Raw genomic sequence first — 13,568 nt, forward strand, 5'->3', positions numbered from 1 at the left:
GATACTCAGTATTTTTGCTTATTCTGAGTTTACATCTCAGCCTTTCTTTGTTTCTAATTTTTTCGTCGAACTCACGTTGCTTAATCTCCTTGTCGTACCACTGCCAGAATTCAACCTCAGATGTTAGAGTTTCTAGCTTTTCTTTTACCCTGCTAGCCTTTCTAACAGCGTCAATCATTCCATCAAGGCTAAACGTACAATTGCACTGATATTTGCTCCTAGACTTGTTAGGGGTCTTGAACTGGAGGTAGATGCTATTACCTCCCTTAGCCAGGGTTACTCCTCTAGGTGCTTGTTTTTTGTAGACTTCAAAGTCTTTTCGTAAAGTTTCGTAACCGATCTCGTGATTATAATCTTTGCTCACTTTTTGCTCACTTTGGCTGTAATGGTTAGTGAGTAAGTGTTTGAGACGACGTTACGTCGACAAGAAGAGTTCTTTCGCGGGTTCGAGTCCCGTCAGTCCCGTTAAAGATATATTAATAGCTTGCTCTTTAAAATGTAATAAATTAGGTTTCTACATTTTGACCTGATCAATAACCCTTTCTTCTCCTGAGGGTTCAATCAACACCAACGACAGTTCTTGGTCAGCATCGCCTTTAAGGTAGATTTCTCCCGCCGATTCACCACCTAAATCTACCTTCCCGATTAACTGCTTATTGTTTAAATCATAATTAAATTCAAAATAACTATTTTGAATGATGCCATCGATAATATTGTCATAACTAGCTATCAATTTCCCCTCAGGATTGTAAAAGCTAACCCTAATTGAATCTACTAGACTTGCTTCTTTTCCGTGTTCGGTGATTGGACTTTGTCCACGCTTCGCGATTACCCAAAGGGTACGCTTGGCGATCGCATCTATGTTTTTAGTCTCATCATAATTAAAGCTGGTTTCTATTCGATATCCTTGAGAACTGTTGAGTTGAAAATTCTCAGTTGTAGCAGCAGCAGGAATAACTTCGAGCAAATTGATTAAAGCGATCGCCAAAATAGCAATTAATTTAACAGAAAAGTTTTGATAATTGACCACACTAAGGACTATAAAAATAAATTCACTTTTTGAGCTAATCAAAATATAGCTAAAGACGGAACATTCGTGACATCAGCTCGATATATATTAATATATATTAAGCACAAACTTGTCTAGCTTGACAGATGTGTCTTTTTATTAGTTCAGTCAAAGAGGTTAAACCCCAATTATGTCTGCGGAAACCACAAATCTTACTCTACAGTCCTTAGCGATTGACTTTTTTCAGAAGTCAGCAGGTAGCTGGAATTCTCAAAGAAGATATTACACCCTCAACAAAGATGTCGAACCTCAAGAAGTTGAAAGTGTACTCAAGATCTCATTTTTGTCTCAAGGTGCAGCAGAATTAATTGAACTAGCACAAGCTCATCAATTAGAAGATTTAGCAGCCTTAGTTTGTGGTACAAAAGTCACTTGGGAAAGCAACTACACAAACCAAAACCGTAAACCCGTAGTTGGTTCAACTGTTTTTGGGATTAAAGGCAATATTCTCTATCGCGATCGCGGATTTGCTACACCTAAACCAGTAATTGCAATTTGTGCTTTTCCTAATGCCGAAACTATGAATTTACGGACTGAATATAATGCCAACGTTTTTGAAGAAGAGATAAAATTAATTGGCAACAAGTATCGCACCAGACAAACAGTTATTTCTCGTGCAGGAGAAGAAATTACCATCGGTCAATATTTAGAAAAGCGAATCTAGTTTAAGTTAACTATGAAAATCAAAATCTTAACGAGGATCTTAGATTTGCGATCGCGATTAGCTCAAAGATAAATTGCCATAACTATCGATTCTGAATCATCAGTGCCTTAGCCCTGTATTTCTATTAAACTGTAAAGAAATATAGGGTAATAACCATCAAATTCGGTGATTTTGAGGCAAAGTATCAAACAAAAGCTGATGGTAGCTATCGGGATAGTCGCTGCTCTATTTCCGACAGCAGCGATGCCAGCAGAAAGAATCACTTTCAATATAGCTCCTTTTGGTCAGTTTCAAATTAAAGTAAAAGATCTCGAAGCTTTTATAGCTACTGGGTCAAGCACCGCTGAATTAGATTATTACCTTCACCGTCTACCACCGCAACAGGTAGCTAAACTACCGCAGTTATTATCCACTCCTCTAAAATTAAAGCCATTAGCGATCGCGAAATTTAGTAATTCTACCGTTGGAGAGGTTACACTCAAAAACTTGGGCAAGGGGATAAGAAGCTCAACCAATCGCAATGGTTTTTACGCTCTTAGAGGAGCGATGATTGCAGCCGCTTTTGATGATCAGGGATTGAGTATAATCAATCTGTTACACCACTATCCTTTAAAAACAGTTCATTTAGATCTAGAAATAATCAATCAATATTTCGAACAGTCAACACAACTTGCCAAAAACCGAAAAGTAATTGAGCGCACCTGGTTTGTCGGTCATCAACCTCAAAATCAGGCATTAGGCGATCGCATTGAGCGAGAATCAGATCTGAAAATCCCTGGGCAATATTCTTGGCAGAAACGGACTCTCTCTTACAAAAATCCTCATCGTCACCAAACAGGTTTGTTCGATCTTTACCAGCCAAAAATTAAGCGCTCTGTTCCTGTAATTGCCATTTCTCACGGTATGGCTTCGAGCAGACAAACCTTCGCTTATTTGGCAAAACATCTAGCCTCTCACGGTTTCGCAGTTGCCGTAATTGAACACGATGACATGAGTTTGGCTAAGTTTGATCGTTTTCTTTCAGGTACAGAATCATTCCCCGAAGCTAACAATTTGATCGATCAGCCTTTGGATATTAGTTCCGTTCTAGATCGCTTGAAATCAGAACCATATCTTGACTTAAAGCGAGTCGGAATTGTCGGTCAGTCTTTTGGTGGCTATAGTGCGTTGGCATTATCGGGAGGGAAATTAATCCCAGAAGTAAGCGCTAAAGAGTGTCAGACCCAAAGCTATTCAGATATTTTGCTTGATTTATCATCTTTAGCTAAATGTACCTTTAATCAACTCCATCAATCTCAGGTACAGCTACGAGATCCTCGCGTCAAAGCCGTAATTGCCATCAACCCTATGGCGAAAATTTTTGGATCGGCGGGGATGAGTGAGATTGACATCCCAACCATGATTATTGGAGGTAGCAATGATCGAATTATGCCCCCCTTTACCGAGCAAATTGAACCTTTTTCCTGGCTGAAAGAAAAGGAAAAATATTTGGTTTTGATTAAGCCAGCAACTCACTTTAGCTTTTTACAAGAAGGTTTAGGAATTTTGCCTGTCCCTGATGATGTAGTAGGGCCTCGTCCTATTTATGCTTATCCTGCTTTAAAGACTCTAAGCACTGCTTTTTTTGAGGTCTACCTAGCCCAACAGACTAAATATCAAACATATTTACATAACAATACGCAATTAAATAATAATGCCTTTGAACTTTCAATTATTCGTAGCTTAGATCAGACTGAGTTAGAAAAATTTAAGCAGTAATTATACTAAATCCGCTCGACAAAGGTAATGTTTGATTTCTGCGTAAAAATTTGATGATGAAATCAGAATAACTAATATTTGCGAAGCTTATCCTTTAGGACTCGTTACTTGAGACCGAAGGGAATCCTTTAGGGCTACTTGTTACTCAATTTTTTAAGTAACCTATATAAACGGATTTAGTATTACTGAGCATTCAAGGCAGAAGTATTTTCTGCACGAATATTAAATATATTGGCAGCAGCTCGATTATTCTGCGGATTATTTGACCAAGATTTCTGTAGCTGGAATAAACTCTTGACATTGACATGTATATCATCGGCAGGAAAATTGTACATTGCCTCCAATATTGTCCAGCCATCAGATTGACTTGGTACATCCGCTGTTGCCATCAAAGTTGAACGAATTGCTACAGATCCATTCTGTTGAGGATGAGCTTTAATGACTGTACCTAACTCTTGTAGAAACTGCTGACCTTCTGAAGTACTAGCAAATTTATTCACATCCAGGCGATCGCATTCAAAACGGCTGTTGAGCCAAGATCTTAATTGAGTTAGGGTTTGGCGATCGGCAAAAGTAGAATATACTCGAAACTCAGGGGTAATTTCACCCGTAGCAGCAAACTTTTCTAATGAATCTACGGAAACTTTTCCTCTTAAAAAACCATAAGTTAGTTTGACCTTTTCCGCACCCAAAGCGCTTTGAGATTCCATCCCCAATCCCGATAATCCGATGCCTACAATAATTAAACAGCGGAAAATAAACCCCGATCTGGTAGTCTTGATCATGTTCATCAAAAATAATTAACTAAATTTATCTTTATTAGTAGTATTTAGTCGCTACATTAAGTTACTAAGTTCCCTTATACTCAGAAAAAAAGTAAGGAATCAAATTCTCTTAAACTCCTAAAAACTTTGATAGTCGGCAAAAATCTATCTCAAGCAAGATAATATGAATGAGTCTGAACAATTGCGTACTTTAGCTGTAGATATTGGTGGTAGCGGGATTAAGGTCATGGTACTAGATACTGAGGGTAATCCCCTAAGCGATCGCCAACGCCTCAAAACACCTAACCCTGCCACACCAGAAAAAGTAATTGACGTAATTTTAACTCTGGCAAAAGAACAGGAATATGACCGTATTTCCGTGGGTTTTCCTGGGGTGGTGCAAAATGGAGTCATCAAAACCGCAGTTAACCTCCATGATGATTGGCTGCAATATGACCTAGCCACTAGCCTCAGTCAATTGTTATCTAGACCAGTCAAAGTAGCCAATGATGCGGATATTCAGGGACTTGGAGCAATTTCAGGAAATGGAGTCGAGTTAGTTATTACTTTAGGGACAGGATTTGGTTCAGCTTTATTTGTGCAGGGAAAATTAGTCCCTAACTTAGAAATGGGACATCATCCATTTCGTAAGCGAGAAACCTATGAAGAACAGTTGGGTAGAGCAGCTTTAGACAAACATGGAGCTAGAAAATGGAATCTGCGCTTAGAAAAAGCGATCGCTTGTTTAGATCATTTATTTAACTACGACACACTCTATATTGGTGGTGGAGAAACCAAACAAATCAAGCTAGATTTACCTGCCAGCGCCAAAATTATTCCTAACGTTACGGGGTTATTAGGAGGCATAAAATTGTGGACAAACTGAGTGATTATCAATTAAACCGCATCTTAAGTTTAAATAAGTAGAGAGCTTGAGCGACAATTATCTGTCAGATCAAACTCTCACTATGTTCAGAATTTAGAGAATTTATAAGTGCAATTCATGACTTAAGACAGTCAAGATAAGACAGCTTTACATGATACCTAGCTGACCCAGGATGCCTTTACCAGTGAAGTATTCCACTACCATAGCCGCAACGAAACCGATCATCGCCAAACGACCATTCCAGTCTTCTGCAAATTTAGTAAAGCCAAATTTATTTTCTGATTTCATTAGTTTTTACCATTATTGATTGTGTATTTATATATTAACTTATTTGAATTTTTGTTAATGTAATTTGACATACAAAACAATCATAAAAGTTAAAAAAACTGGATAATTTAGTTAAATATACTGAGATAGGGCGATAAGCTTCTCTTTCCTTCAGTACGCCAATTTATCAAAATATTGCAAAACCTTGTTAATATTTAATATCTTCTATCTCTTGATAAATCCCTAATGACTTTTTCGTGATACCAGAGATAGCTTCTGCCAGGATTATTTTTACACGCAGATCTCAATAGTCTTAAGGCTGCTTGGCGATCGCCACCTAACATAGTTAAAAGTTGTTGATCTAGACTTTTATCTAATTTAGTTCTTGGCTGAAATCTTGGTTGTTGTTTAATTTGTTGACATAACACGTATGTTAGAAACAGTAAAACTGCTACGAAAACAAAAATAAAAACGTTAATCATTATTAATAAAATAAGCTTAAAAATAGATAATTCTATTCTTCCCACAGCTAACTGATAGTTTATCTTGCTCAAATATAAATCTTGATTCAAAATGTCATAAGTTCGTCATTGTCTTGACACATTTAATTGTTAGCTTATGTATATTCAACTTTTCATTAATAGGCTGATGCTTACACTATTCAAACCCCAAACTTTATTTGCCGCTTCAGCAAAACCAGAAGAAAGCACTAATAAAAATTGCAGTTTAGCTGAAAATAGTTGCAACGAGACTCGCGCCGTCGTTGTCTTTTCTCATCATCGAGATTTAAAAGTAGCCTTAGATGAACTGCATCATGCAGGCTTTTCTGACGATTGGATTACTTTAATGACCCGCAATACCAAACATTGTTGGTGGTGTTCTCAATTAATTGCCAATAATTATTTTGAGGCTAAATTTAATTTTAGCCAAGCTGCTCATGAATTTTTCTGGCAACTATTTCAACGTGGAAAATATTTAGTTTTAATCTCAGGTGATGATCCTGATGTTAATGCTGTCAGTAAAATTATGTCTCGTCGTCAACATCGTGCAAGAGTTTGGCGCTTTGAGTAATTTCTCAAGCAATCGAAATAAAATAATCAATAATTTAAAATTTAACTGGATTTTTAGATCTCAGCCACTGCTCCAGGTAAAATAGAAAGTAGTGCCTTGATTTAACTTTGACTCTAGCCAGACTTTCCCTCCCTGATGTTCGACAATTTTCTTGACGATTGATAAGCCAATCCCAGTGTTTTCTTTAGTATCTTTGACAGATAAAGTTTTAAAGATAGTAAATATTTTTGCTTGGTCTTCTGGGGCAATACCTAAACCATCGTCTGACACTGCAAACTGATAGTATTTTCCTTGTTCAATAGCAGAAATCTGAATAATGCCATCATCGCGGTGGTGATGTTTGATGCCATTACTAATTAGATTGCTAAATACTTGCTGTAGGGGTAGCGCTTCTGTCTGTAGAACTGGCATCTTACTAGAAATATCGATTTTAAAATTAGGCGGTGGTGCTAAAGAATCAATGATTTCATCTAATAATTTTTGTACGTCAACAGTAGTTTTTGCTTCTTGAGATTTATCAGCGCGAGAATATGCTAAAAGCCCGTCAATAAAGTTATTCATCCGTTGCACGCGGTTACGTAGCAGACTCATATTCTGGCTAGTATCTGGATCTAACTTGCCTTCTAGATCTTCTTCAATCCATTCAGATAAATTAGTAATTCCTCGTAAAGGCGCTTTAAGGTCGTGAGAAACTATATAAGTAAACTGGTCTAGTTCTTGATTACGCTCTTCTAAAAGTTGATTGACAAGATTTAAATTCTGGTTAATTTTCTCTAGTTTTTTGGCTTTGAATTCTAACTTTTCTTCAGATTGTAGATAGAGTTTAATTGCCAATCCATAGCCGAGGATAATACTAAAGATGCTGATGCCCAATGCAACATTCCTAATTGTCTCAATCTGAGCCAACTTCTGTTGACGAAGATTAAACAACCGCCATTCTTCGTCGCTAAAAGTTTCAATGGACTGGCGTATGCGATCCATTTCTATCCTACCCTTAGTCAAAAGTTGAGTTAACTGCGAAGATCTGATGACATTTGAATCTGGTTGGGTTTGTAGCTGATTTAAAATCTGCACCAACAAACTGAGCCTGGTTTTAATTTGCTCTTCAGTTTGCTTGAGATGTAGTTGCTGTGAGGGATTATCGGCAGTGAGTTCTTTGATTGCGCTTAGAAGAACGGGTATTTCTGTCTGTGCTTCCAGATATGGCTCTAAAAATTCCGATTTTCTGGTGATAGCATAGCCACGAATTCCCGTTTCTGCATCCACTATATTTTTCATTAGCAAAGTTGTTTCGCGAAGGACCTTTTCAGTATGGCTAACCCACTGCTGCGCTTCGCTTTTAGCCTCATAGGACCAAATCCAGGTGGCGATCGCTGGTATAAAAGAAATTATCGGAACAGCCAGAATCATCGCCCCACGGTAAATTACTGGTAAGTTAGACCACAATTGATTTAGCCCTCTCTAGGAATCGATATCAAGCTAATTATAGCTATCCCTAATTATTCAATTTATATATCATTTTTAAGCCAGCCCAAACGCCAAAAATAGATGATTAGACTTAAGGCGATCGCCAGCATAATCCCAATACAGAGAGGATATCCCCAATAGAAGTTAAGTTCTGGCATATTCCAAGGAGAAACCTGAGTATTAAAGTTCATGCCATAAATCCCTGCTACAAAGGTTAAAGGAATAAAAACGGTGGAAATTACCGCCAGCAGCTTCATCACTTGATTCATTTTATTGCTCACCGCCGAAAGATAAACATCCATTAACCCCGATGCTAGTTCACGATAAATTTCCAGAGTATCAATGATTTGGACGGTGTGGTCATAGCAGTCTTTGAAATAGCGTAAGACATGATCGCTAATTAAAGGATGACCATCCCTAATCAAAAGATTTAAGATATCTCTTTGTGGCCAAACAGCACGGCGCAAAGATAAAAGCTCACGCTTAATTTGATGAATCTTGCCCAAAGTGGCGTGGGTAGGCTGGGTTAAAACCAATTCCTCTAATTCCTCAATTTTTTCACCATATACTTCTAAAACTGGAAAATAACTATCAATCACCGCATCCCAAAGAGCATAGGTGAGATAGTCGGCTTGCTGCTGGCGAATAATGCCTTGATTTTTGGCTAGGCGATCGCGCACTGGAGTAAAACAGTCTTGATGGGGTTCTTCCTGGACGGTTAATAGATAATTTTGACCCAAAATAAAACTAACTTGCTCTAACCAAACTCCTTTGGCATCTAAATTAACCATCTGAGTAATGACCACTAACTGGTTTTGATAATCTTCTAGCTTAGGACGTTGAGGAACATTGACAATGTTCTCGAGCAAGACAGGATGTAGATTGAACACTTCTCCTAGCTTCTCTAAAATCAAGCGATCGCCTAATCCTCCTACATCTACCCAAGATATTGACTCAGTGGTGAGATAATTGAGACATTCTTCTGGAGTCAGATTCCTGGCATAGTGATGACGTTCCTGGTTGTAGTCAATTAAAGTAATTTCTGATGGTTTTGCTTGAGCAGAGATCGCTATAGTACCTGGCATACTGCCTGGTTGATTGTAAGCGTAATTCAAGGGCATTGAGCGCTGGGAGTCACTACTTTGAGGAGAAGAATCAGTCTTGGCAATCATAAATTAAGTAGTCATCAGTTGTACATTAATCAATTCTCTCTCGAGCTACTCTTTTTTAGGCAAACTATACTCAATTTAATTTCTGCTGTTATAAATGATTAATTTGCATACTTATCATTTAGCCATATGAAATGTTACACTTGGTTAGTTTGCATTTTTTAATTTATTAATTCGTATTCTACAAAACTCTAATTATTTTTTAATTTATGGAAAATATTACCACTACTTCAACTGTAGACTCATCTGATTTAGCTGTAAGCAATAATCTTTTGGATTTAACAGCCTTTACTCAAGCTCTAGATACTCTACGCAATCAATCTGATTCATTGCGCCAATCTTATGCAACAGCAAAGCCTTATCCCCATGTGGTAATTGATGATCTGTTTCAGCCTGAATTACTTGATCGTTTGCTAGCAGATTTTCCTAAACCTGACAGTAGAGATTGGTTACTCTGGGACACACGCAATGAATTAAAAAGTACTTCACGAGGTATTGACGGACTATCAACCTTTACGCAAATGTTTTCTCTGTGGCTTAATTCAGTAGATGTAGTCAAGACAATTGAATCTATTGTAGGCATAAACAACCTAGTGGGAGATCCCACCTTCCACGGTGCAGGATTACACGAAATGCATCGAGATGGTTGGCTAGCAATGCACGCCGACTATACCAGGCACTTCAGTATGCCTCTGATGCGTCGTATCAACGTCTTGATTTATCTCAACCGAGATTGGGATGCTAGCTGGGGAGGAGAACTAGCGCTGCAAGATGCCACTGACGAGAACAGTCGAGTTAGTTATCCTTGTTACTTCAACCGCACGATTATTTTTCCTACTACCGCCAAAACTTTTCATGGCGTTCCTACCCACCTATCTTGTCCAGCAGATCGTAGTCGTAAACTACTTTCTATTTACTATTGGAGTCCTATCCCCATGCCTTTATGGTCAAAAGTTGGTACTCCTTTACTCTGGGCCTCAGATAATAAAAACAAACTCAAAAGATTGATGAAAGGAGTTTGAGTTTTGTAGAGGCGATTCACGCGATGGGAAGCTATAGCCGTACAAAATTAGCGATAGACAATTAGGTAGTAGGTAGTAGGTAGTAGGTAGTAGGTAGTAGGTAGTAGGTAGTAGGTAGTAGGTAGTAGGTAGTAGGTAAAAAACTCATTACTCATTACTCTAAGCTTGCTCACCTGTAATTCCCCCTTTCCGAAGATTTCAAACCTGCTGCTCTATCGCTGCCTTATACAGTTTTTGAATTTTTCGTAAGATCCGATCCCAGATTGAGTTTTTGCAGTCTGGATTGGCAGGATCGCAACTTTGAATAGCTTCCACTAGTTTTGCTTCCCTTATGTCCACATACCCATCGCTGTAGACTAAAGCACTGATCTTTTCTAAAAGCTGATGATATTCTTCGACCGAGTGATTTTCACCAAAATATTCTTCAAGCCATTGATAACATTCAACAGCTTGAACTGGTTTTAATTCTGACAGTAGAGGTTTAATTTCTGGATCGTTAGCCAATTGAAAATCCTGGGCTACACGGCGCAGGTAAGCTCTTTCTTCTGGTTGAATTACCCCGTCAATCCAAGCAGCAGCAATAATAATTTTGAGAATTTGCTTCATTTTTCTTGTTTCACCCATCTCACCTATCTCGTACTAATCTCACCATAAAAAATCCATCCATATCAGATCGGTGAGGATAAACTTTAATCCAGCCTTCAGAGGTTATCCAATTCTGGGCGATCGCATTAATCGCCTGATGAGGATCTACACTCCAATTTGAATTATTTGTCAAAAACGATTGTATTACTTTTTCATTTTCTAAAACATTAAGAGTGCAGGTAGCATAAACTAACACACCTTTTGGTTTAACCCATTGTGCTGTCTTTTGGATCAGTCCCTTTTGGAGCTCAAAAAGTTCCTTAACAGCTTGAGATGTTTGTCGCCAGCGAAGATCGGGACGTTTGTGTAGCGTACCCAAACCCGAACAGGGTGCATCTAGCAAGACTCGATCAGCAATATTCTCAAAGTGCTCAAATTCCCGACTATCCCCCACTTCGATTTGAATTGAGTTTAACTGCAACCTAGCTGCATTTTCTCTAACTTTTTTTAAGCGTTTAGTTGCGCGATCGCAAGCAATTATTCGACCATTATCCTGCATTAATTCGGCTATATGAGCAGTTTTACCGCCTGGAGCAGCACAGGCATCAATTATCGTTTCCCCAGGCTGTGGGTCGAGCAAATGCGTCACTAACTGAGCGCTAGCATCTTGAATCATCCACCATCCCTGTTTATAGCCAGGTAGATCAGTAATTGCCCCTGCATTGTCGAGTCGTAATCCTTGAGGTAAGTTGGAGATGCGCTCAACAGATCTACCTTCATCTTTTAAAGCATTTTCTACCTGTTCCAGCGAAGCTTTAAGCAGATTAACTCGTAAATCTAGTTTGGGCGATCGATTAAACCAAGCTAGTAGTTGGTCTACCTCTTCAATGGGTAGCTGTTCTAACCATGTCTCGATCATCCAATTAGGAAAACTGTGCTTGATGCCTAGGTTGAGAATGGGAGTGGTTGGTAGCTGCAAAGGATCGCCTAATTGTGCCTGACGGATATAGCTGCGTAACAGCCCATTGACAACACCTCCTAGTTTAGAAATTCCCTGATCTTTTGCTAATTCTACGCTGGTATTAACTGCTGCTGAAGCGGGAATGCGATCAAGATAGCGCAACTGATATAAACCTATGTGCAAAATAATGCGTAAATCTGGAGGTTGCTGCGCTGCTTTTTTTTTGCCTAATAAATCAATTAAACTATCTAAAGTACGCTGACGGCGCACAATACCATAGACTAATTCACAGGCAAAATTACGGTCTGTCTGACTAATTTCAACCGTTTTATCCACAGACTTCAAAACGCGGTTGAGCGCTATATCCGTATAGGCTTTTTGTTGATAAACATTTTGTAGGGCGAGGAAAGCCAAGGATCGAGAATTGGGAAGAGATACCATGCACAAAAGAGAAGATTGCTCTATTGATCTTACAGTGACCATCGCCAAGTTAGGATTAATGTTTGTTTTGGCGATCGCATCCCCTGCTCGTATCTCCAATACCAAATCCGCTCTGCAAAGGTAATGTTTAATTTCTGCGTAAAAATTTGGCTATGAAATCAGAATAACTAAATACTTGCTACTTGCTACTCAATTTTTTAAGCAACCTATATGAAACAAATTTAGTATAACTTGACTCTTGATTCCCATAAAATCTTCACTGATAAATTCTCCCCCGCCACTTAGTCGGTTTTTTGAGAGAAGATAACAAGATCCGCAAGACTGCTAGTTGATCTGCCAAAGGAGATAACCAGAAAAACAAAGAAGAGCCTGAATAGGAAGAAGCGATCGCAATTAACATTCCGCAACGTAATAAAAACAGAAAAGCGTTTAAACTAAATAAGATAAATATGCTGGGATAATTATTGCCTGAATACAGCAAATAGCTACTTAACAATAAACAAGGTAAGGGTAAAGCCTGAACACAGAGCAAAAATAAAACATCCCCCCAGATTTGAGCAGGATTAGCTGCATCTTTGAGATCGAGCGATCGCCCCCATTCATTCCAGGTTTCTTTCGCCCCCTCATACATTCTGACCTTGATTACCTTTGATCCATCAAAAAAACCCACCTTATAGCCCGCAGCAGCAATATTGCGAGCCAAGGTAACATCATCGCAAAATGAACCCGCAGCGGAAGTATAACCATTAAGCTGTTCTAACACTTGGCGGCGACATAAAAAACACTGCCCATTTGCCATTACTCGACTCGAATTAACCGCATCTACTCCTGCCGAGTCGAAGCGAAATAGCAAAGTCATGAGTAAGGCAGGTTGTAGACACCATTCTCCAGGATTTTGCAGGATAAACTGGGGCGCCAAGGACACCATGTCATAACCTTCTACTGCCGCTACTCTAATCAAACTAGCAATCAAGCCAGGCTGGGGTTCAGTATCCGCATCAATCCCTAAAAACCACTGGCTATGAGGAGAAGTATGTAGATATCCTGTATGTAAAGCCCAAGGACGACCAACCCAGCCAGGAGGTAAAGGATCGTCAGTAATTAAACGTAACCGAGGATCACTTTGCCTGGCAGTTTTCACAATGTCTTGGGTGCCATCCTGAGAATTGCTGTCGACTATAATCGCTTCCCGTAGTTCATAGCTTTGCTGACTCAAACCTATCAAACAGGGCATAATTCTCTTAGCTTCGTTGAGAGTAGGCACCACCACACTTACTTTGCCGATTAAATCGGGTTCTGCTGACTGGGGTAGCAAAGGCGATCTCCTTCTTGCACCCTTGAGTAAACGAGATAACAAAATGGCGGTAGCTACGATCTGGGAAATTAGAATCCCTAAAATAAAGCCATCAAAAAGCTCAAAGTTCAATCTTTTAACTATTTAAAT

The 13,568-nt window shown here is 38.9% G+C and carries 14 protein-coding genes and 1 pseudogene; 5 read left to right on the plus strand and 10 right to left on the minus strand.

The window, feature by feature from the left end; all coding sequences use genetic code 11:
• A pseudogene (locus tag C7B62_RS26395) lies at positions 1-364 on the minus strand (hypothetical protein); the annotation flags it as partial.
• A gap of 150 nt (positions 365-514) precedes the next feature.
• Positions 515-1,030: a hypothetical protein gene (locus C7B62_RS00630; RefSeq protein ID WP_106232671.1), complete on the minus strand. Its 516-nt coding sequence runs from the start codon at positions 1,028-1,030 to the stop codon at positions 515-517.
• 166 nt (positions 1,031-1,196) lie between these two features.
• On the opposite strand from C7B62_RS00630, the gene C7B62_RS00635 reads away from it, so the two are divergent.
• Both C7B62_RS00635 and C7B62_RS00640 read left to right on the plus strand, forming a co-directional pair.
• Entirely contained in the window at positions 1,197-1,733 is a 537-nt protein-coding gene (locus C7B62_RS00635; protein WP_370303709.1) for a phycobiliprotein lyase, read from the plus strand.
• A 165-nt stretch (positions 1,734-1,898) separates the two neighbouring features.
• Positions 1,899-3,491 carry an alpha/beta hydrolase gene (locus tag C7B62_RS00640; protein ID WP_106232673.1) on the plus strand — a complete coding sequence of 531 codons (1,593 nt, stop codon included), beginning with the start codon at positions 1,899-1,901 and terminating at the stop codon, positions 3,489-3,491.
• A gap of 182 nt (positions 3,492-3,673) precedes the next feature.
• On the opposite strand, the gene C7B62_RS00645 is transcribed toward C7B62_RS00640, so the two are convergent.
• The gene (locus tag C7B62_RS00645) at positions 3,674-4,282 is read right to left on the minus strand and encodes an alpha/beta hydrolase (RefSeq protein WP_106232674.1); all 609 of its coding nucleotides are present in this window, start codon (positions 4,280-4,282) and stop codon (positions 3,674-3,676) included.
• Positions 4,283-4,439: 157 nt separating this feature from the next.
• On the opposite strand from C7B62_RS00645, the gene C7B62_RS00650 reads away from it, so the two are divergent.
• Positions 4,440-5,141, plus strand: coding sequence for an ROK family protein (locus tag C7B62_RS00650; RefSeq protein ID WP_106232675.1), 702 nt, complete (start codon positions 4,440-4,442; stop codon positions 5,139-5,141).
• 147 nt (positions 5,142-5,288) lie between these two features.
• Here the strand turns inward: C7B62_RS00650 and C7B62_RS00655 are convergent, their stop codons facing one another.
• A complete protein-coding gene (locus C7B62_RS00655; RefSeq protein ID WP_106232676.1) occupies positions 5,289-5,429 on the minus strand; it encodes a chlorophyll a/b-binding protein in 141 nt (46 codons plus the stop codon).
• Positions 5,430-5,623: 194 nt separating this feature from the next.
• Positions 5,624-5,980: a hypothetical protein gene (locus C7B62_RS00660; protein ID WP_106232677.1), complete on the minus strand. Its 357-nt coding sequence runs from the start codon at positions 5,978-5,980 to the stop codon at positions 5,624-5,626.
• Positions 5,981-6,056: 76 nt separating this feature from the next.
• Between C7B62_RS00660 and C7B62_RS00665 the strand changes: the two genes are divergently transcribed.
• Positions 6,057-6,479, plus strand: a complete 423-nt coding sequence (locus tag C7B62_RS00665; RefSeq protein WP_106232678.1) for a hypothetical protein — start codon at positions 6,057-6,059, stop codon at positions 6,477-6,479.
• A gap of 60 nt (positions 6,480-6,539) precedes the next feature.
• Here C7B62_RS00665 and C7B62_RS00670 read toward each other — a convergent pair whose 3' ends face one another.
• Both C7B62_RS00670 and corA read right to left on the minus strand, forming a co-directional pair.
• Positions 6,540-7,925, minus strand: a complete 1,386-nt coding sequence (locus C7B62_RS00670) for a CHASE3 domain-containing protein (RefSeq protein WP_199194009.1) — start codon at positions 7,923-7,925, stop codon at positions 6,540-6,542.
• Positions 7,926-7,987: 62 nt separating this feature from the next.
• Positions 7,988-9,067 (minus strand): magnesium/cobalt transporter CorA, encoded by a 1,080-nt coding sequence (gene corA, locus C7B62_RS00675; RefSeq protein WP_370303710.1) that lies wholly within the window; start codon positions 9,065-9,067, stop codon positions 7,988-7,990.
• 257 nt (positions 9,068-9,324) lie between these two features.
• Between corA and C7B62_RS00680 the strand changes: the two genes are divergently transcribed.
• Positions 9,325-10,137, plus strand: coding sequence for a 2OG-Fe(II) oxygenase (locus C7B62_RS00680; protein WP_106232680.1), 813 nt, complete (start codon positions 9,325-9,327; stop codon positions 10,135-10,137).
• Between the two features lie 198 nt (positions 10,138-10,335).
• On the opposite strand, the gene C7B62_RS00685 is transcribed toward C7B62_RS00680, so the two are convergent.
• The 3 genes from C7B62_RS00685 to cruG all read right to left on the minus strand — a co-directional run bounded on the left by C7B62_RS00685 (position 10,336) and on the right by cruG (position 13,550).
• On the minus strand, positions 10,336-10,761 hold the full coding sequence (locus tag C7B62_RS00685) for a TerB family tellurite resistance protein (RefSeq protein WP_106232681.1): 426 nt from the start codon (positions 10,759-10,761) through the stop codon (positions 10,336-10,338).
• Position 10,762: 1 nt separating this feature from the next.
• Positions 10,763-12,124, minus strand: a complete 1,362-nt coding sequence (locus tag C7B62_RS00690; protein WP_106232682.1) for a 16S rRNA (cytosine(967)-C(5))-methyltransferase — start codon at positions 12,122-12,124, stop codon at positions 10,763-10,765.
• Positions 12,125-12,380: 256 nt separating this feature from the next.
• Positions 12,381-13,550 (minus strand): 2'-O-glycosyltransferase CruG, encoded by a 1,170-nt coding sequence (gene cruG / locus C7B62_RS00695; RefSeq protein ID WP_106232683.1) that lies wholly within the window; start codon positions 13,548-13,550, stop codon positions 12,381-12,383.
• Positions 13,551-13,568 lie beyond the last annotated feature (18 nt).

Origin of the sequence: Pleurocapsa sp. CCALA 161 (genome assembly GCF_003003995.1) — a bacterium.
GTDB lineage: Bacteria > Cyanobacteriota > Cyanobacteriia > Cyanobacteriales > Xenococcaceae > Waterburya.